Genomic DNA, 15,450 nt, shown 5'->3' on the forward strand with positions numbered 1-15,450 from the left:
GGTCCTAAGGCTTGAGAAGTTCGGTGCGGAATTCCGGGGCGAGCGCCGCGGCCTTGGCGAGGAAGACGCCGAATTGGTCCTTTGTCAGTTCTGGCGCGGATGCGGTGCGGCTCTCCACCGGTGTGCCGACCTGGGCAAAAAATACCTCCTGCCCGGCGGGTGCGCACATGCACAACATGCGCACATCCGCGCCTGAGACATTCTTGAAGGAATGCGGCGCGTTGGCGGGGATGTTCACCGTCATGCCAGCCTTGGCCACGCTTTTCTCGCCTCGGAAGGTGAATTCGATCTCGCCCTCCAGGAGATGGAACATTTCCTCGAAATCGTGCCGGTGCGGGCCGGGGCCGCCGCCATTCGGAACCTTCATGTCGATCAGGCAGAAGCGTCCGGCTGTCTGTGCGCCGGACAGCAGCACGGTGTAGGTGTCTCCGACCACGGCCAGATGCTGAAGCGACGCATCGTCGGGATCGACGACCGAGAGCTGGCGGTCGTCCGGGGGGATCTCGAATTCGGGCATGTCTGGTCTCCAGGGATTGTATCGGCGGGGCTGCCAGCTGTCGTGTCATTGGTACCCGCTAGTTAGGGCCGGCACAGCAAAAAGCTCGTTCGACCGGCTGGACTCACTGTCCCACGGATGGAACAGTCGCCGATATGATCGATCTCAATGATTTGCGCGTTTTCGAGAAAGTGGCGGCGACCAGCAGCTTCTCGGTTGCGGGCCGCGCGCTCGGCCTGCCAAAATCGACGGTCAGCCGCAACATCGCAAGGCTGGAGCAGCAGCTGGGCGCGCGGCTGTTCCAGCGCACCACCCGAGCGGTGATCCTGACCGCCGCCGGGGAAGCGCTGCAGACGCGTTGCGTCGAGCTGATGGCGCGGATCGACGAGACGGTGACCTATGTCGAGAGCCTCGCCGGAGAGCCGCGCGGCCTGCTGCGGATCAGCGCCGGCATTGGCTTCGGCATCAATGTCCTGTCCCGGCATTTGCCTGCATTCCTCGCCCGCTTTCCGCATGTCGACGTGGCGCTCGATCTGACCAGCCGCGACCTCGATCTTGTCGCCGAACGGGTCGACGTGGCGATCCGGATGGGGCCGCTGCCGGATTCGGCGCTGGTGGCGACGCGCCTGGGCAGCGTGCGCCGCTGCCTCGCCGCCGCGCCCGACTATCTCAGCCGGCATGGCACGCCGCTGACGCCGGCCGATCTATCCACGCATGAGTGTATCGAAATGCCGCGCGGCGACGGCCGGACGCGGACCTGGCATTTTTACCGGGGCGGCGAGATGGCCACGGTCGACGTCCGCAACCGGGTCAGCGTCAACGATGCGCTGACCATCCACCAACTGGTCCGCAATGGCGCTGGTCTCGGCATGCTTTCCACGTATCTCTGCCTCGACGACTTCACTGAGGGCCGTCTCGTCCCGTTGCTCACCGATTGGGACATCGCGCCGGTCGAGGTCAATTTGCTGTTCCCGAGCAAGCGCGAGTTGTCGCAGAGCGTGCGCAGCTTCGTGGATTTCATGCGCGCGGTCTCCGTCCCCAACGAGCATTGGCAAGGCGGCATTGCCGGGACGGATTGATGTCCGTTATTCTCTCCCCGGGGGCTCGCCTCAGATCGGCAGTTCCGACGTGTATTTGATCGTCCAGCTCGGGACGTCGGTCTTGACGTTCTGGACGCCCTTGATGCGGCTAAGATGCTCCGACTGGAAGCGGCGGTAGTCGTTGATGTCGGCCGCCACCACGCGCACCATGGCGTCGCAGTCGCCGAGCATCAGATAGCATTCCATCACTTGCGGCAGCTTGGCCACTTCGGCGGCGAAATGCTCGATCGTGTCCTCGTCCTGCGTCTTCAGCCAGATGCGGGTGAAGAAGGTGAGGCCCTTGCCGATGCTGGCCGGGTTGAGCACGGCGACATAGCGGTCGATCACGCCGGCCTCCTCCAGAAGCTTCACGCGGCGCAGGCAAGGCGAGGGCGACAGGCCGACCTCATTGGCCAGATCGTTGTTGGCCATCCGCCCGTTGCGCTGCAGCGCCCGCAGGATGCGCCTGTCGATGTCATCCAGGTTCATGGTGTTGAATTCCATCCCTTCCACGAATTGTGACATTGAATGCCAAAATAATGGCAAAGACAACAATCTTCGCAACCAAATTGCGAGGCCAACTTTATATGGTTGCGCCAACACCATCACCATCCGACGCGCAACCGAAAACGGAGGCCGCGAGGCCAGTCTGTGGAAAACCATGAGCGTTTCTGAAGCAGCATCGTCCGAGGCGATTGACGGCGGATCGGGTTCGGAGTTCCGACGCGGGGTCATGTCGTGCGTGCCGGTCCTGCTCGGCACAATCCCCTATGCGCTGGTGCTGGGCGCGCAGGCGACGCAGAAAGGCCTGAACGCCGTCGAGCTGCCTCTGATGACCGGACTGAATTTCGCCGGCGGTTCGGAATTCGCGGCCATCCAGCTCTGGACATCGCCGCCGCACATCGCGCTCATCGTCGCCATCACCTTCCTGGTCAACAGCCGCCACTTCCTGATGGGAGCGGCCCTGGCGCCCTTCCTGGGGCGTTTGCCGCAGCGCAAGGCATTCGCGGCCCTGTTCTTCCTGTGCGACGAAAGCTGGGCGCTCGGGCTGGCCGACGCCAAACAGCGCACTGAGGCCGGTATCACACCGGCCTTCAGCCTGCGTTACTACATGGGCGCGGCACTGGCGATGTACCTGGCCTGGGTGGGCTTCACGGCGGCGGGCGCGCTGCTTGGGCCGATGCTCGGCGATGTCCAGCACTACGGTTTCGACATGGCGTTTCCGGCTGTCTTCCTGGTGCTGATGCGCGGCATGTGGAAGAGCGTTTCGGCGGCGCGGCCCTGGCTGGTCAGCCTGGTCGTTGCCGCCCTTGTCTATCTCTTCGTTCCCGGCGCCTGGTATGTCGCGGCGGGCGCGATGTCGGGGCTGCTTGCGGCCTGGCTGATGGCAGGTGATGCATGATCGGCGCAGCAACCCTTCTCACCATCGTGCTGATGGCCGGCGTCACCTATCTGACGCGCATCGGCGGCTATATCGTGCTGCGCAACCGCACGCTCAGCGCACGTGCCACGGCGGTGATGGAGGCAGCACCCGGCTGCGTGCTGATCTCGGTCATCGCGCCGGCCTTCGTGTCGCGAAATCCCGCCGACCTTCTGGCGCTGGCCATCACCTTCGTCGCCGCGACACGGTTGTCCATGCTGCCGACCGTTTTGATCGGGGTCGCCTCGGCGGGTCTGCTCCGGCATTTCCTCGGATAGAACGAAAAAGGCAGGCGCGGGCGCCTGCCTTCGAGCTCAGATGGTTGGTTGTTTACGCGGCCGCAGCAACCTGCTGGCTGGCCACCACGGCATCGACCTTGGCGGTCGCCTTGGCAAGTGCCGCGGTCACCGCGTCCGGGCCCATGCCGACGCCTTCGATGCGGATGACGTCGACATCGGTCATGCCGAGGAAGCCGAGCACGCCGCGCAGATAGGGGATGGCGTGATCGAACTGAACGGCGGCACCTTCCGAATAGATGCCGCCCGAAGCCAGCACGACGTAGACCTTCTTGCCGGTGACGAGGCCCTTGGGGCCGCCTTCGCCGTAGGCAAAGCTCTTGCCGGAGCGGGCGATGTGATCGACCCAGGACTTCAGCGTCGAGGAGATGTTGAAGTTGATGAAGCCGGTGGCCAGGATCACCGTGTCGGCGGCGAACAGCTCGTCGAGCACGACGTCAGAGACGCCGACCACCTCAGCCTGGCGCGGGGTGCGGGCTTCGGCAGGGGTGTAGATGCCCGTCGAATAGTCGGCATCGATATGGGGCAGCGGGTTGGCGACGAGGTCGCGCACGACCAGCGTGTTCGATGGATCGGCGGCAACGAGCTTTTCGGCGAATTCGGTGGCGATACGGGTCGAGTGCGAGGCAGCGCCGCGCGGGCTCGAGGTAATGAGAAGAATGGACATAGCGGGTCTCTCCAGTGGAATTAATTGTCCACCACATATGGGGTATCGACCCATCAGATAAACTGGTATATTTTCTATACAATCCATCTATAAAATAGATACAGTGATGCAGCCTAATCCGACCCTCGACCAGCTTCAGATCTTTGTGGCCGTTGCCGAGACCGGGAGTTTCTCGGCCGCTGGCCGCAAGCTCAACCGGGCGCAATCCGTCATCAGCTACGGCATCGCCAATCTAGAGGCACAGCTCGGGCTGAGACTGTTCGAGCGCGAGGGCACGCGCGAGCCGCAACTGACCGAGATCGGCCGGGCGATGCTGGAGGACGCAAGGCGCATGATCGGCGTGCTGCAGCGCATGCGCTCGCGCGTCGATGGCCACCTTCACGGGCTGGAGGCCGAAGTGGCGCTGTCGGTCGATTCCGCGTTGCCTTCGCCGGTGCTGGTGCGGGTGCTGAAAGCTTTCGAGGCGCAGTTTCCGACTGTGATGCTGCGACTGCATATAGGTTCGCTTGGATTGATCCCCGACCACGTCGTCAATGGACAGGCCGATCTTGGCATTGGCGGCCTGCTGGGCGAGGTCGACATCCATCTTGTGCGCATTGGCTTTATGTCGATCGTGCTGGCCGCGGCGCCCAGCCACCCGCTGGCATTGCTGCCAAAGCCATTGGCGCTCGAGGATGTGCGCGAACACACGCAGCTTGTCGTCACCGACCAGTCCGAACGCACCAAGGGACGCGACTTCGGTGTCTTTGCCTATCGGACCTGGCGCCTCACGGATATGCGCACCAAGCACATACTCATGCGCGAGGGGCTGGGCTGGGGCGGGCTGCCGCGCTGGCTGATAGCAGACGACCTGGCGAGCGGCCGCCTGGTGGAACTCGACCTCGAACCCTTTAGCGAGGTGAAGTCGCCTATGTTTGCCATGCATCGTAACGACAGCAGCCCGAAGCCGGCGGCGGCGTGGCTGATCGAACGGTTCAAGCGCGGGCTCGGTTGCTTCAACGAGTTCGAGCCGGGCGGGGTGCCTGAGGAAGAGCCGGAGACAATCCGTCAATCAGCGCCGTGAGCACAGCGCGGTAATCGTCGGCTGACGCACCGGCCTCGATGGCGAGTGCGGCGCGGTCGAAGGCGGATGCAAGCAGCGCGGTCAGCGCTTCCGCCGGCAATCTGGTAATCCTGTTGGCGCGCATCGCGGCGACCAGGCCCTCGCGCAGCGAACGGTTGCCGTGGCGGTTGTCGATCGCATCCATTGCGGCGCGGCCGAGCACGGCCGGGCCATCGAGCAGCAGCAGCCGCGTGCGGCCGGGCGCGCGCATGGCGTCGAGATAGGCGTCGGAGCCGGCGATGAGCGCATCGCGGGCTTCAAGCGAGGGTGGCGAAGCGCGCTCGATTTCGTCGGCCACGGCTTCAGCCTCCTGCTCGACCACGGCGGCAAACAGCGCCTGCTTGTCGGCAAAATGGTGATAGAGCGCGCCGCGCGTGACGCCGGCGGCGGCGACGATCTCCGGCGTGCCGGTCTCGGCATAGGATTTTTCCGTGAACAGCTTTCGCGCCGCGGCGATCAGATCGGCGCGCGTCGCCTCGGTGCGGTCGCGGTTGGAGCGGCGCGCGGATTCCTGTTGCATACATGCAGCCTGTATGTTATTTCGATCTACATGCAGATTGTATGTTAATTGATGGGAGAAGGAAAGATGAAGACCACGAGCTATTACCCGGTGCTGATGACTGGCGACGTTGCCGGCACGGCGGCTTTCTACGTCAAGCATTTCGGTTTCCAGCCGCTGTTTGAAAGCGACTGGTACGTGCACCTGCAATCGGTCGACAACAAACGCGTCAATCTCGGCATCGTCCAGGGCGACCACGAAACAATCCCGGAAGAGGGGCGGGGGCGCACGTCGGGCCTGCTGATCAATTTCGAGGTCCGCGACCCCGACGCGGTCTATGAGCGGATCCTTGCCGCCGGCCTGCCGATCCTGCGGACGCTGCGCGACGAGCCGTTTGGGCAGCGCCATTTCATCACCCGGGATCCCAACGGCGTGCTGATCGACGTCATCAAGCCGATCCCGCCCAGCGAGGAATTCTTGGCGCAGTATGCGGAGGGGGCTGCGGGGGCTTGAGTGGTGGTCTGAAGTATCGAATGGTTAGAAAGTGCCGTCCAACTAAAGCCATGTGACGGCGACGCCAATAGAACCGCGGCAATATATTCAACGTACTGTCATTTTGCAGAGGCCCGCATATTCTCTGCTTGCGCAGGTTCGAGACAGCGGCCATCCTAAACCGAGGCTGGAGGGAGCTGAGGGTGGCGGACCGGATCAGCATTGGCAGTCGAGAAGAGCTTGAGAACTGGCTGGCGGACAAGCCACCGGAATGGGCGCAGGCGATAGCGGCGCGGCTTGCGCTAAGAGTCCTGCCGCTGGCGAATGCCGATGCGCCGATTTCCCGTGAACGCTTGCTTCTGGTTGTTTTTCGGGCTGCGTTTGTATCCTGGTTTGCCCGCAGGTACCCCACGCAAGATATGCGGTCAGTCATTTCGGATGCCGCTTACGCTGGCACCGCCGTGGCCGAGTCCATGGTCGTTGGCAGCGACATTCGAACTGTTGCTCCGGCCGCGGTCGTTCAAGCCGCTGTCACGGCTGCCGACTTCAGCGATAGAGGAACGAAAAGCTCGGCAGCGATCACTGCCGAGCTCGCGGCAAATGCCAGTAGCGCCGTTGCGAGCAGCGTCGGCGCGGCTCAGATAAGGGAAAGTGTTGCTTCCGATGTGTCCTTCTTGTCTCAACTGGAGAGCCTCGGCTCCGCGGAAGCTGCTCGCAGGCTGATCAATGAGCCGCTGTGGTTGATCGATGTGCGCGGCGATTCGAGATTTCAGGCCAATTTTCCGCCTTGGGTCCGCGCGCCGTTCGACAACATGGTCAAGGATCCTGATCTGGCCAGGGCAGGATTCAAACTTTGGATAGAATGGTATCGGGCGATTTTGCCGAATAGCCATCGGGCGCGACCCACAACCTATTTGGGCGAGACAGTTGACCTGCGCGTAGCCGCTCAATCCAACACATGGTGGAGCCGCGAACCGATCAGAGTGAATGCAGATATAGCAAGATGGCGTGCCAGCCCGGCTTCCGAAAATCCTACGGATGAATCCGACTTGCTGGAAGGCATGCTGCCGCCCGAAGGCTCGGAATCCACTACACAATCCAGCAGGATAACAGGTCCACGACCGACGACGGCTCGCAAACGTCGAAGCAAAGGACCGATTTCATCCGCCGCCGATGGGACCATCCGCACTGCCCCCCAGGAGAACATGAAGGATCCCGAAGGCGATCCCGATCCAACACGGGAATCGGAAGCCACACCGACCACGTCAACTCCGCCGCCGGAACCACCGCCACCGCCACCAGAGACCTCCGCGGTCGAGACCAGCTTCCTCGACAACTCCACCGATCCCGATGTCGATTTTCTCAACCGCTCGGATTTGGCCTTCGTGCTGGCGGGGCGGCTCAACCAAGTCTGGGATCAGCTCAACAAGGAAAAGCCTCGGGATAGTTACTGCGGCAACAGCGCCCGCTGGACGGGCCTCTGGCCCAAGCTGCCAGCCAGGGAACCGCCACCCGGCTTTGTCGTGCACATCGACGCGCCATGGGGTGGCGGCAAAACCAGTTTTGCCAATTTTCTGATCCGCCTACTCAATCCCTACAAGGTGGCCGGCCCACCGCCGGCCTGGATGTTGGGCTTGCCGCTCGGCGACCCAAATTTCTGGCCGGAGTCCTACCGGCGGCCCTGGCATATCGTCACCTTCAATGCCTGGCAGCATCAGCATGTGCTTCCGCCATGGTGGGTGTTCTATCAGTCGATCCGCAAGCAAACGACCGACGCCATCTATGCCGAGGACTTGCTGGTCGAGCCAGCGCCGGCGACCGACGCATCAGGCAACCCACTGCACAACGCGCCGCCCGTGCCGCAACCGCCAGCGGTTGGCCAAGGTTATCTTCTGCCATGGCTGCGCGCGGCGGATTGGTCATGGTGCTGGTTGCGTGAAATGGCCTGGCGCGTATGGACGCCCGATATCCGCAGCAAGGTGGCGGTTGCAGTATTGGGTATCGCCGCCGTCATCCTTTTGTTTCGTTTTGGCCTGCTCAAACTCGATGACAAGGGGGTCAATGCGAATACCACCAGCCTCGGTCCTTTTGTTTCTGTGGTAATCGCAGCGCTTGTGGGAGGGGCACCGCTGATATGGACCGTGCTGTCGGCACTGAGTTCAACCTTGCTGTCCGGCACGCCGGACGCGGCAAAAAACTACGCACTAGGTTCAGGCGATCCGCTCGACCGGTTCCGCGAGCATTTCGCGAAAATGATGACATCGCTCAAGCGACCGGTTTTGGTGGTCGTCGATGATCTCGACCGGTGCGAGCCGACATTCGTCGTCGAGTTGATCCGCGGCATGCAGACCATCCTCAGAAGTCCGCGCCTGGTCTTTATACTGCTCGGCGACCGTGACTGGATCGAGGAGTGTTTCACCAAGGTCAACGAGGCGATGAAAGGGATACATGTCGGGCCGGAACATGAGTTTGGCGCCCGCTTCGCCGAAAAGGCGATCCAGTTTTCCTTCGTGCTGCCGGACATTTCCGATGATGCTCGCCGCACATATGTCCGTGACCTTCTAGGTATAAAGCCTGAACCATCATCGCAGGCGGCCGAATTTGAAGCCGCTTCGCCGATGAACAGCGCGTTCAAAGGCCGCGTTGAGGCAATACTGCGGCAAGACCAGGCGTTAGATCGCGAAAATGCTGCCCAAGCCGTACGCGAAGATATCGAGGCTAGCCCTGCCAGCGAAGCAGTGACACGGGTCGTGCTTTCAGACCTCGACAGGCGATTATCCTTACGCGCTGCCGCCGACAAAACAGCGGAGGCGGCGACAAAGCATCGGCTGGAGGCGCTTTCCAGCGTGTTGCCAGCCAATCCACGGCAGATCAAACGCATCATCAACGCCATCACCTTGCTGCAAGAAGTGGCGCGTCTCGAACAATCTGTGCAACCAGGCTCCACCGACTGGAAGATCCTGGCCTTGTGGATCATCCTGATGATCGAATGGCCGAAAAGCTGGTTTACGCTGAGCACATATCCAGGCCTCGCCAATCGAGTGCTGGGCCAGCCGGACGAGACTGTTGCGCATCTGCCTGTCGAAAACGCCGACGCATTCCTGGCCGCTCTCAAGGCAAAGGCCGAAGTGATGGCCCTTCTCAAGTTCCAAGGCGATCAAGAATGGCAGGATTGTAGCATTACCACTCCACGTATTCTGAAACTCCGGCAAATCCTGCCACCCGCCAGTGGTCAGTTGATCGACGTCGCGCCACCGAAGAAACCAGCTCCGAGTGAAGAGTCCTGATATCTGTTAGCCAGCCCTCGCCACCGGCGTCACCGTCACCTGGCTGACGCCGGTGCGGCGCACCACGGTGCACAGCGTCTCGCGGCCGATGCGTTCGGCATCCAGCATACGCACCAGGTCGTCGACGCCGGTGACCGGACGCCCGTCTATTGCCGCGACGATGTCACCTTCCCTGAGGCCTGCCTTGGCCGCCGGGCCGTCCTTCTCGACGCTGCGCAGCCGCACCGCCGTGCTGGTCGACACCTGCGACAACAAGGCGGCGCGGCGCGGCAGGTTCGTGGTGTCGGCTGAAATGCCGATGAAGGCTCGGCGCACGCGGCCGAAGCGGATGATCTCCGAAATGACGAAATTGGCGGTGTTGGACGCGACCGCGAAGGCGATGCCTTGCGCGCCGTGGATCATGGCGGTGTTGACGCCGATGACCTCGCCGGCCGACGACACCAGCGGGCCGCCGGAATTGCCGGGGTTCAACGCTGCATCGGTCTGGATGACGTCGTCGATCAGCCGGCCGGTCGAAGCGCGCATGGAGCGGCCGAGTGCCGAGACAACGCCTGATGTAACGGTCCATTCAAAGCCGAGCGGATTGCCGATCGCAATGGCGATCTGGCCGCGCCGCAGCCGCTTGGAGTCGCCCAGCGGCGCCACATCGGCAAAGCTGCCGTCAGCGCGCACCAGCGCGATGTCGGTGTCAGGATCGCGGCCCAGCACCCGACCCTCGCTGGAGGCGCCATCCGGCATCGAGACGCGCACCGTCTTGGCGTCGCCCACGACATGGAAGTTGGTGACGACCAGCCCGTCCGGCGCGATGACGAAGCCGGAGCCATGGCCGCCCTGGCCGCCAATACGCTCGATGCGGCAGACAGCCGGGCCGATGCGGTCGACGGCGTCCGCCACCGTCATGGAATAGGCGTCGAGCAATGTATCGTCGGGTTCAAATTTGGCAGCGGCGAGGGCCATAAGCGGGCTCCGTGTTTTCAGGCTTGATCGTGAGTTTTTCCTGTGCGTGTCGCTATCCCAAAACCGCTGAGCACTTTTGGGCGACACGCACTATATGTGCGGAGCGGCCGGAACCGCCGCGACCTGACCAGATGGCCAGTCAAACCAGCAACTAGCCGTCAGGCGAGTACCTGCGGGCGCACTGCCGAGCGATATCTGGGGCATGAGAAAACCCAGGAGATATTCATGAGTGACTTCAATCTGAACGCATTTTCCCAAGCCATCGCCGATCTCGCGGCGCAAGCGGCTCCGGGAACGGCTGGTTTCGCCACCCATCACCACCGCACGGCGAGCGCCTTCCACTGGCGCGACGGCTATTTCGTCACCGCCGAGGAAGCTGTCGAGGCCGGCGAGGAGATCGTGCTGACGCTGGCTTCGGGCGAGACAGTGAAGGCCGAACTGGTCGGACGCGATCCTTCGACCGGCGTTGCCTTGCTGAAGCCGGCCACTGCCGTCAACGCCGCGCCGCTAGCCAAGGCCGATGCAGTTCGGCCCGGCAACGTCGCCATTGCCATCGGCAGCAGCCAGGGCTCGGCGCTTGCCGTATCGGGTTCGGTCGGTGAAGTCGGACCGGCCTGGCGCTCGATGCGTGGCGGTACCATCGACCGGCGCATCAATCTGGCCGTCGGCGCCGGCGGCCGCTTCGAGGGCGGGCCGGTGCTGGACGCCAAGGGCGCGCTGATCGGCATGCTTCTGTTCGGGCCGCGCGGCCGGGCGCTGGTCATGCCTTACGAGACGATCGAACGCGCGGTGGCGACACTGCGCGAGAAGGGCCATGTTGCGCGTGGCTATCTCGGCGCCGGCCTGCATCCGGTACGTGACCGCGACGCGCACGGTGCGATGGTGATGAGCCTCGACGACAACGGTCCGGCCAAGGCCGCCGGCCTGTCGCTGGGTGATATCATCGTGGCGTGGAACGGCGAAGCCGTGCATGGTCCGCGCGACCTGATCCGCAGGCTTGGACCGGACAGCGCCGGTGTTTCGGTGACGCTTGGCGTGGTGCGCGGCGGTGAGCAGCGCGATGTCGCGCTGACCATCGGCGAAAAGCCGCTGAGCTGAGAGGGCTGATGCAAAGCGACACGCTGACAAGACCTGACGCGGCTGGGCCAGATATGGTTGGCCCGGATGTGGCGGGCGGCGAACGCCCCCTCGTGGTGCTGATCGCATTGCGCGATGCCGCGCGCGCCGAGCGCTTGTCAGCTTCGCTTGCCATGGCGGACGATCTGCTTCCGGTCGTGGCCGGCGGCGGGGTCGCCGATGTCGCGGTCATCGATGATACCGTTGCCAACAGCGCGGCCTGGGTCGACCGGGTGAGGGCTGGCCATGCCCCGCCCCCACAGGTGCTGCTGTCCGGACGCGCTATCCGGCCGGAAGGCCAGGTGTTTGCGGTGCTGCCGCTCAGCGCGAATGCAACTCTGATAGCGGCCGCCGTCAGACTGGCGGCGGCCGGCTACCGGGTGTCCGGCGACGGGCGTTCGACGCCGGATCGCCATGACGATTTCGATCGCGGTGATACGGCCGGTGGGACTGGAAGCCATAGTGGATTGTTCGGAGAGGAATCGCTCGACGATGGCGCCGCCCCTCGGCCAGCGCTGTCACCGCGCGAGGCCGAAGTGCTGGCGCTGCTGGCCGAAGGCGCGCCCAACAAGGTGATCGCGCGGCGGCTCAACATCTCCGTGCATACGGCGAAATTCCACGTCGCCGCGATCCTGATCAAGCTGGGGGCCGCCAATCGCACGGACGCCATTGCCATTGCGATGCGACAGGGGCTGGTGCTGGTTTAGCCTACGCTGCGTAAGCCACATCCAGGCATCTCGGGCCTTGCGCTACGGTCGCCTGCCGCGCAAAGGTTCGCGCCTGCCATGCTGCAAGGGAGGCGCAAGGAAATGTCGCTCAAGGGAAAGACGCTGTTCATCTCCGGCGGATCGCGCGGCATCGGGCTGGCGATCGCGTTGCGGGCGGCTCGCGACGGCGCCAATGTGACGATCGCCGCCAAGACCGCCGAGCCGCATCCGAAGCTGCCGGGCACGATCTACACGGCCGCCGAAGAGATCGAGCAGGCGGGCGGCAAGGCGCTGCCCATGTTGTGCGATATTCGCGACGAGGCACAGGTCGCCGAGGCTGTTTCAAAGACGGTCGAAAAATTCGGCGGCATCGACATCTGCGTCAACAACGCCAGCGCCATCCAGCTTACCGGCACCCTCGAGACTGACATGAAGCGCTACGATCTGATGCATCAGATCAACACGCGCGGCACCTTCCTGGTGTCCAAAATGTGCATTCCGCACCTGAAGTTGGCTAAGAATCCTCACATCCTGAATCTGGCGCCGCCGCTCGACATGAAGGCCAAGTGGTTCAAGAACCATGTCGCCTACACCATGGCCAAGTTCGGCATGTCGATGTGCACGCTGGGCATGAGCGCGGAGTTCGCCAAGGACGGCATCGCGGTCAATTCGCTGTGGCCGATCTCGACCATCGACACTGCGGCGGTGCGCAACCTGCTGGGCGGCGCGACGGTGGCGGCGATGAGCCGGTCGCCCGACATCATGGCCGACGCCGCGCATGCCATTTTCATGCGGCCGTCGCGCGAAGCATCAGGCAATTTCTACATCGACGAAGAGGTGCTGCGCGCCGAGGGCGTCAGCGACTTTTCGGTCTATTCACCAGGCGCGACCGGGCCGCTTGCCGGCGACTTTTTTGTCCCGGACGAGGTGTTTGCCAATTCCGATACGAAGATCAGGCAAACGTTCTAGCGTTCCGGAAGGTCCGCATGTCGATCGCACTATTAGCGAAATGCAATCCAGGCGCTCCAGAACAGGCTTGAGAAAAAGCGCTGCGGCCTGGTGAACCCGGCTGCTGCAAGCAGGATGAACACGGCGTCTTCCGATCGCGGCGGATCGGCGCCTTGCAGGATCTTGCCAAGCTTTGCCTCGATCTCGGCCGGGGTCGCCCCATTCATGCGCCAGCGCTGGCCCCAGGCCGCCATCATCAGCGGTTGCGAGCCATAGGCGTGGTGATTGCCGGCAAGGATCAGCGGCGCGTCCTTTTTCAGTCGCGCGGCGATGTCGCCAAGGATGGCCTGCTTGGCCTCATGACCAGGCAAATGATGCAGCACGCCGATCAGCGTTGCTGCATCGAATGGCTGGTCTTCAGGCACGTCTGATACAACGCCCAGAACAGGCTTCGTGCGTTCGACGAGCCCGGCGGCTGCGATGCGTGACATCGCGAGATCCAGCATGGGTTTTGAAGGATCGACGGCAACAAAGCTCCAGGACGGTTCGAGCTTGGCGGCAGTGAGCACTTCGCGCGCCGTGCCGCCGGCCCCGGCGACAAGTATGCGTGCGTTCGAGCCGCTGCCAAGCGACGCCGCGAGCATGCAGGCAGCCAATTCGTGGCACGCATCATAGCCGGCAAGCGCGATCCTGCTTTGGGTCTCGTATTCGGCGGCCCGCGACGGGTCGAACTTGGCGGCGGCATCGACTGACATACTGTTCCAATCCGGAGCGCTTTGGCGCCCCTATGAAGTGACGTTAATTTGGCATAATTTCGATCATCATTGCTGGGAATGACATGATCGACAATCCGATTTCGCCGCGAAAGCGTGACCGATTGACTGCATTCCTGCAGGCGTTTGGCCTGCGTGCCGTTGTCACCAATGAAGCGGATGCGGCGAATCTTTTCCTGGTCTCGGGAACTGACGGAGCCGGCGCTTCGCACATCGTTGTCAGGATTCTGGGAGGCGTTCCCAGCAACGAGGCGTTTTCCGTCCTCGTCGCGGCCCGGATCGATTTTGGCGGCGTGGCCAATCCGCTTGTCGGCGCCTTGCCTGAGGAACTGGTATTTGCATTGGCGGAGCAGCCGCAGATGCGAGGGCTGGCGGATGCGCTGGCGATGGAGGTTGAGGACAGCCGTTGCGGCGGGCGGACCGTTCAGGAGCGCCTCTGCGAAATCATAGTCGTTCTCGCTGTGCGGCGTGCAATAGACATGGGCCGGGTCAGCGCGGGACTTCTGGCAGGGCTCGCCCACCCAACCTTGCATCCATGCCTGGTGGCCATCCATGACAAGCCGGCTCACGGCTGGCGCACGGAAATGCTGGCTCAACTGGCGGGCCTGTCTCGAAGCCACTTCATTGAGCAGTTCACGAGGACCGTCGGCAAGACGCCTGCCGCCTATGTCACGTCATGGCGTCTCGCGCTGGGCCGTGCCGAGATTGCCGCTGGGCATAGCGTGAAAGCCACGGCGCGCGGTGTCGGATTTGGCAGTGCCGCCGCCTTTTCGCGCGCCTTTTCACGGACCTATGGCTATCCGCCCGCCGAGATGGTCACAGCGGGTCTGAAGCAAGAGCCCTGAGGCCATACGCAGTTGTGGTTACGGACCCAATCCGGAAGCCTCACACCTCGTCCTTCTTGCCTTTGCTCAGGCCCATCAGCCGGTCGATATAGGCCAGCATCAGCGCCGAGACGACGAAGGCGAGATGGATGATGGTCAGCCACATCAGTTGCTCGGTCGAATAGGACGACGAGTTCAAAAACACCTGCAACAGGTGGATGGACGAGATGGCTACGATGGTCGAGGCGACCTTGACCTTCAGCGAACCGACATCAATCGTGCCCAGCCAATGGACGCCGGCGCCATCTTCGTCGTCGAACCGGCTGACGAAGTTCTCATAGCCCGAGATGATGACCATCACGACCAGCGAAGCAACCAGTGCGGCGTCGATCAGGCCAAGCATCTTCAGGATGGTGTCGGTGTCGCCGAGCGTGAAGGCCACGGTAACGAACTCGTAAAGCTTCTTTCCGAACGACAGCGCATAGACCGCCAATGCCAGGGCCAAGCCGATATAGAAGACGACCAGCAGCCAGCGCGAGGCGAGGATGATCGATTCGATGGCGAGTTCGAGACGCTTCATGGATGGTTCCGCTTGGTTCTCTTGTCGGTGTCGGGCCGTATTTCGACCAGCTTACCTTGGTTTGCAAGACAAATTGATGGACAGGTTCGTCGTCCCCAAGGCGACGCCGAACAGCTTTATCTCGGTGTTTTTGACGCAATCCCCGCGAAAAAAGATTTCACACTTTTCCTGGAATTGCCCTTAGCAAAAAACCCCGCCGGGGAGGGC

Annotated in this window: 17 protein-coding genes; 10 read left to right on the forward strand and 7 right to left on the reverse strand. The window is 62.8% G+C overall.

Annotated features, from left to right (window positions below; translation table 11 throughout):
- Window positions 1-4: 4 nt before the first annotated feature.
- Entirely contained in the window at window positions 5-517 is a 513-nt protein-coding gene (locus ACZYHG_RS15015; RefSeq protein ID WP_464614453.1) for a cupin domain-containing protein, read from the reverse strand.
- A 134-nt stretch (window positions 518-651) separates the two neighbouring features.
- Between ACZYHG_RS15015 and ACZYHG_RS15020 the strand changes: the two genes are divergently transcribed.
- Window positions 652-1,575, forward strand: a complete 924-nt coding sequence (locus ACZYHG_RS15020; protein WP_464614454.1) for a LysR family transcriptional regulator — start codon at window positions 652-654, stop codon at window positions 1,573-1,575.
- Between the two features lie 30 nt (window positions 1,576-1,605).
- On the opposite strand, the gene ACZYHG_RS15025 is transcribed toward ACZYHG_RS15020, so the two are convergent.
- Window positions 1,606-2,064, reverse strand: coding sequence for an Lrp/AsnC family transcriptional regulator (locus tag ACZYHG_RS15025; protein ID WP_027030460.1), 459 nt, complete (start codon window positions 2,062-2,064; stop codon window positions 1,606-1,608).
- 172 nt (window positions 2,065-2,236) lie between these two features.
- Here ACZYHG_RS15025 and ACZYHG_RS15030 point away from each other — a divergent pair, with 172 nt between their 5' ends.
- Window positions 2,237-2,977: an AzlC family ABC transporter permease gene (locus ACZYHG_RS15030; protein WP_464614455.1), complete on the forward strand. Its 741-nt coding sequence runs from the start codon at window positions 2,237-2,239 to the stop codon at window positions 2,975-2,977.
- Window positions 2,974-3,273: an AzlD family protein gene (locus tag ACZYHG_RS15035; protein WP_464614456.1), complete on the forward strand. Its 300-nt coding sequence runs from the start codon at window positions 2,974-2,976 to the stop codon at window positions 3,271-3,273. Before ACZYHG_RS15030 ends, ACZYHG_RS15035 begins: the two co-directional genes overlap by 4 nt.
- A gap of 52 nt (window positions 3,274-3,325) precedes the next feature.
- On the opposite strand, the gene ACZYHG_RS15040 is transcribed toward ACZYHG_RS15035, so the two are convergent.
- Window positions 3,326-3,958, reverse strand: a complete 633-nt coding sequence (locus ACZYHG_RS15040) for an FMN-dependent NADH-azoreductase (RefSeq protein ID WP_464614457.1) — start codon at window positions 3,956-3,958, stop codon at window positions 3,326-3,328.
- Between the two features lie 106 nt (window positions 3,959-4,064).
- On the opposite strand from ACZYHG_RS15040, the gene ACZYHG_RS15045 reads away from it, so the two are divergent.
- Window positions 4,065-5,021, forward strand: coding sequence for a LysR family transcriptional regulator (locus ACZYHG_RS15045; protein WP_464614458.1), 957 nt, complete (start codon window positions 4,065-4,067; stop codon window positions 5,019-5,021).
- Here the strand turns inward: ACZYHG_RS15045 and ACZYHG_RS15050 are convergent.
- Window positions 4,954-5,580 carry a TetR/AcrR family transcriptional regulator gene (locus ACZYHG_RS15050; RefSeq protein ID WP_464614459.1) on the reverse strand — a complete coding sequence of 209 codons (627 nt, stop codon included), beginning with the start codon at window positions 5,578-5,580 and terminating at the stop codon, window positions 4,954-4,956. The genes ACZYHG_RS15045 and ACZYHG_RS15050 overlap by 68 nt on opposite strands.
- 66 nt (window positions 5,581-5,646) lie before the next feature.
- Between ACZYHG_RS15050 and ACZYHG_RS15055 the strand changes: the two genes are divergently transcribed.
- Complete coding sequence (locus ACZYHG_RS15055) at window positions 5,647-6,072, forward strand: VOC family protein (protein ID WP_464614460.1); 426 nt, start codon at window positions 5,647-5,649, stop codon at window positions 6,070-6,072.
- A gap of 182 nt (window positions 6,073-6,254) precedes the next feature.
- Window positions 6,255-9,338 carry a KAP family P-loop NTPase fold protein gene (locus ACZYHG_RS15060; protein WP_464614461.1) on the forward strand — a complete coding sequence of 1,028 codons (3,084 nt, stop codon included), beginning with the start codon at window positions 6,255-6,257 and terminating at the stop codon, window positions 9,336-9,338.
- Window positions 9,339-9,344: 6 nt separating this feature from the next.
- Here the strand turns inward: ACZYHG_RS15060 and ACZYHG_RS15065 are convergent, their stop codons facing one another.
- Complete coding sequence (locus ACZYHG_RS15065) at window positions 9,345-10,295, reverse strand: S1C family serine protease (RefSeq protein WP_464614462.1); 951 nt, start codon at window positions 10,293-10,295, stop codon at window positions 9,345-9,347.
- Window positions 10,296-10,520: 225 nt separating this feature from the next.
- Here ACZYHG_RS15065 and ACZYHG_RS15070 point away from each other — a divergent pair, with 225 nt between their 5' ends.
- From ACZYHG_RS15070 to ACZYHG_RS15080, 3 genes are all read left to right on the forward strand, one after another.
- Window positions 10,521-11,393 carry a S1C family serine protease gene (locus tag ACZYHG_RS15070; RefSeq protein WP_464614463.1) on the forward strand — a complete coding sequence of 291 codons (873 nt, stop codon included), beginning with the start codon at window positions 10,521-10,523 and terminating at the stop codon, window positions 11,391-11,393.
- 53 nt (window positions 11,394-11,446) lie between these two features.
- Entirely contained in the window at window positions 11,447-12,118 is a 672-nt protein-coding gene (locus ACZYHG_RS15075) for a helix-turn-helix transcriptional regulator (protein ID WP_464614694.1), read from the forward strand.
- Window positions 12,119-12,220: 102 nt separating this feature from the next.
- Window positions 12,221-13,087: an SDR family oxidoreductase gene (locus ACZYHG_RS15080; protein WP_464614464.1), complete on the forward strand. Its 867-nt coding sequence runs from the start codon at window positions 12,221-12,223 to the stop codon at window positions 13,085-13,087.
- A gap of 32 nt (window positions 13,088-13,119) precedes the next feature.
- Here the strand turns inward: ACZYHG_RS15080 and ACZYHG_RS15085 are convergent, their stop codons facing one another.
- Window positions 13,120-13,821 carry an SAM-dependent methyltransferase gene (locus tag ACZYHG_RS15085; RefSeq protein ID WP_464614465.1) on the reverse strand — a complete coding sequence of 234 codons (702 nt, stop codon included), beginning with the start codon at window positions 13,819-13,821 and terminating at the stop codon, window positions 13,120-13,122.
- 83 nt (window positions 13,822-13,904) lie between these two features.
- Between ACZYHG_RS15085 and ACZYHG_RS15090 the strand changes: the two genes are divergently transcribed.
- Complete coding sequence (locus ACZYHG_RS15090) at window positions 13,905-14,684, forward strand: AraC family transcriptional regulator (protein WP_464614466.1); 780 nt, start codon at window positions 13,905-13,907, stop codon at window positions 14,682-14,684.
- Window positions 14,685-14,724: 40 nt separating this feature from the next.
- Here ACZYHG_RS15090 and ACZYHG_RS15095 read toward each other — a convergent pair whose 3' ends face one another.
- Window positions 14,725-15,243: a TIGR00645 family protein gene (locus tag ACZYHG_RS15095; RefSeq protein ID WP_464614467.1), complete on the reverse strand. Its 519-nt coding sequence runs from the start codon at window positions 15,241-15,243 to the stop codon at window positions 14,725-14,727.
- Between the last annotated feature and the right edge of the window lie 207 nt (window positions 15,244-15,450).

The sequence above is a fragment of the Mesorhizobium subarcticum genome (assembly GCF_055456085.1).

Bases quoted from the DNA above. Each gene is read 5' to 3' on its own strand.
- ACZYHG_RS15075 (WP_464614694.1), top strand. From the start codon at position 11,447: ATGGTTGGCCCGGATGTGGCGGGCGGCGAACGCCCCCTCGTGGTGCTG.
- ACZYHG_RS15040 (WP_464614457.1), bottom strand. From the start codon at position 3,958: ATGTCCATTCTTCTCATTACCTCGAGCCCGCGCGGCGCTGCCTCGCAC.
- ACZYHG_RS15015 (WP_464614453.1), bottom strand. From the start codon at position 517: ATGCCCGAATTCGAGATCCCCCCGGACGACCGCCAGCTCTCGGTCGTC.
- ACZYHG_RS15095 (WP_464614467.1), bottom strand. From the start codon at position 15,243: ATGAAGCGTCTCGAACTCGCCATCGAATCGATCATCCTCGCCTCGCGC.
- ACZYHG_RS15030 (WP_464614455.1), top strand. From the start codon at position 2,237: ATGAGCGTTTCTGAAGCAGCATCGTCCGAGGCGATTGACGGCGGATCG.
- ACZYHG_RS15020 (WP_464614454.1), top strand. From the start codon at position 652: ATGATCGATCTCAATGATTTGCGCGTTTTCGAGAAAGTGGCGGCGACC.
- ACZYHG_RS15045 (WP_464614458.1), top strand. From the start codon at position 4,065: ATGCAGCCTAATCCGACCCTCGACCAGCTTCAGATCTTTGTGGCCGTT.
- ACZYHG_RS15070 (WP_464614463.1), top strand. From the start codon at position 10,521: ATGAGTGACTTCAATCTGAACGCATTTTCCCAAGCCATCGCCGATCTC.
- ACZYHG_RS15080 (WP_464614464.1), top strand. From the start codon at position 12,221: ATGTCGCTCAAGGGAAAGACGCTGTTCATCTCCGGCGGATCGCGCGGC.
- ACZYHG_RS15055 (WP_464614460.1), top strand. From the start codon at position 5,647: ATGAAGACCACGAGCTATTACCCGGTGCTGATGACTGGCGACGTTGCC.
- ACZYHG_RS15050 (WP_464614459.1), bottom strand. From the start codon at position 5,580: ATGCAACAGGAATCCGCGCGCCGCTCCAACCGCGACCGCACCGAGGCG.
- ACZYHG_RS15085 (WP_464614465.1), bottom strand. From the start codon at position 13,821: ATGTCAGTCGATGCCGCCGCCAAGTTCGACCCGTCGCGGGCCGCCGAA.
- ACZYHG_RS15025 (WP_027030460.1), bottom strand. From the start codon at position 2,064: ATGAACCTGGATGACATCGACAGGCGCATCCTGCGGGCGCTGCAGCGC.
- ACZYHG_RS15065 (WP_464614462.1), bottom strand. From the start codon at position 10,295: ATGGCCCTCGCCGCTGCCAAATTTGAACCCGACGATACATTGCTCGAC.
- ACZYHG_RS15035 (WP_464614456.1), top strand. From the start codon at position 2,974: ATGATCGGCGCAGCAACCCTTCTCACCATCGTGCTGATGGCCGGCGTC.
- ACZYHG_RS15090 (WP_464614466.1), top strand. From the start codon at position 13,905: ATGATCGACAATCCGATTTCGCCGCGAAAGCGTGACCGATTGACTGCA.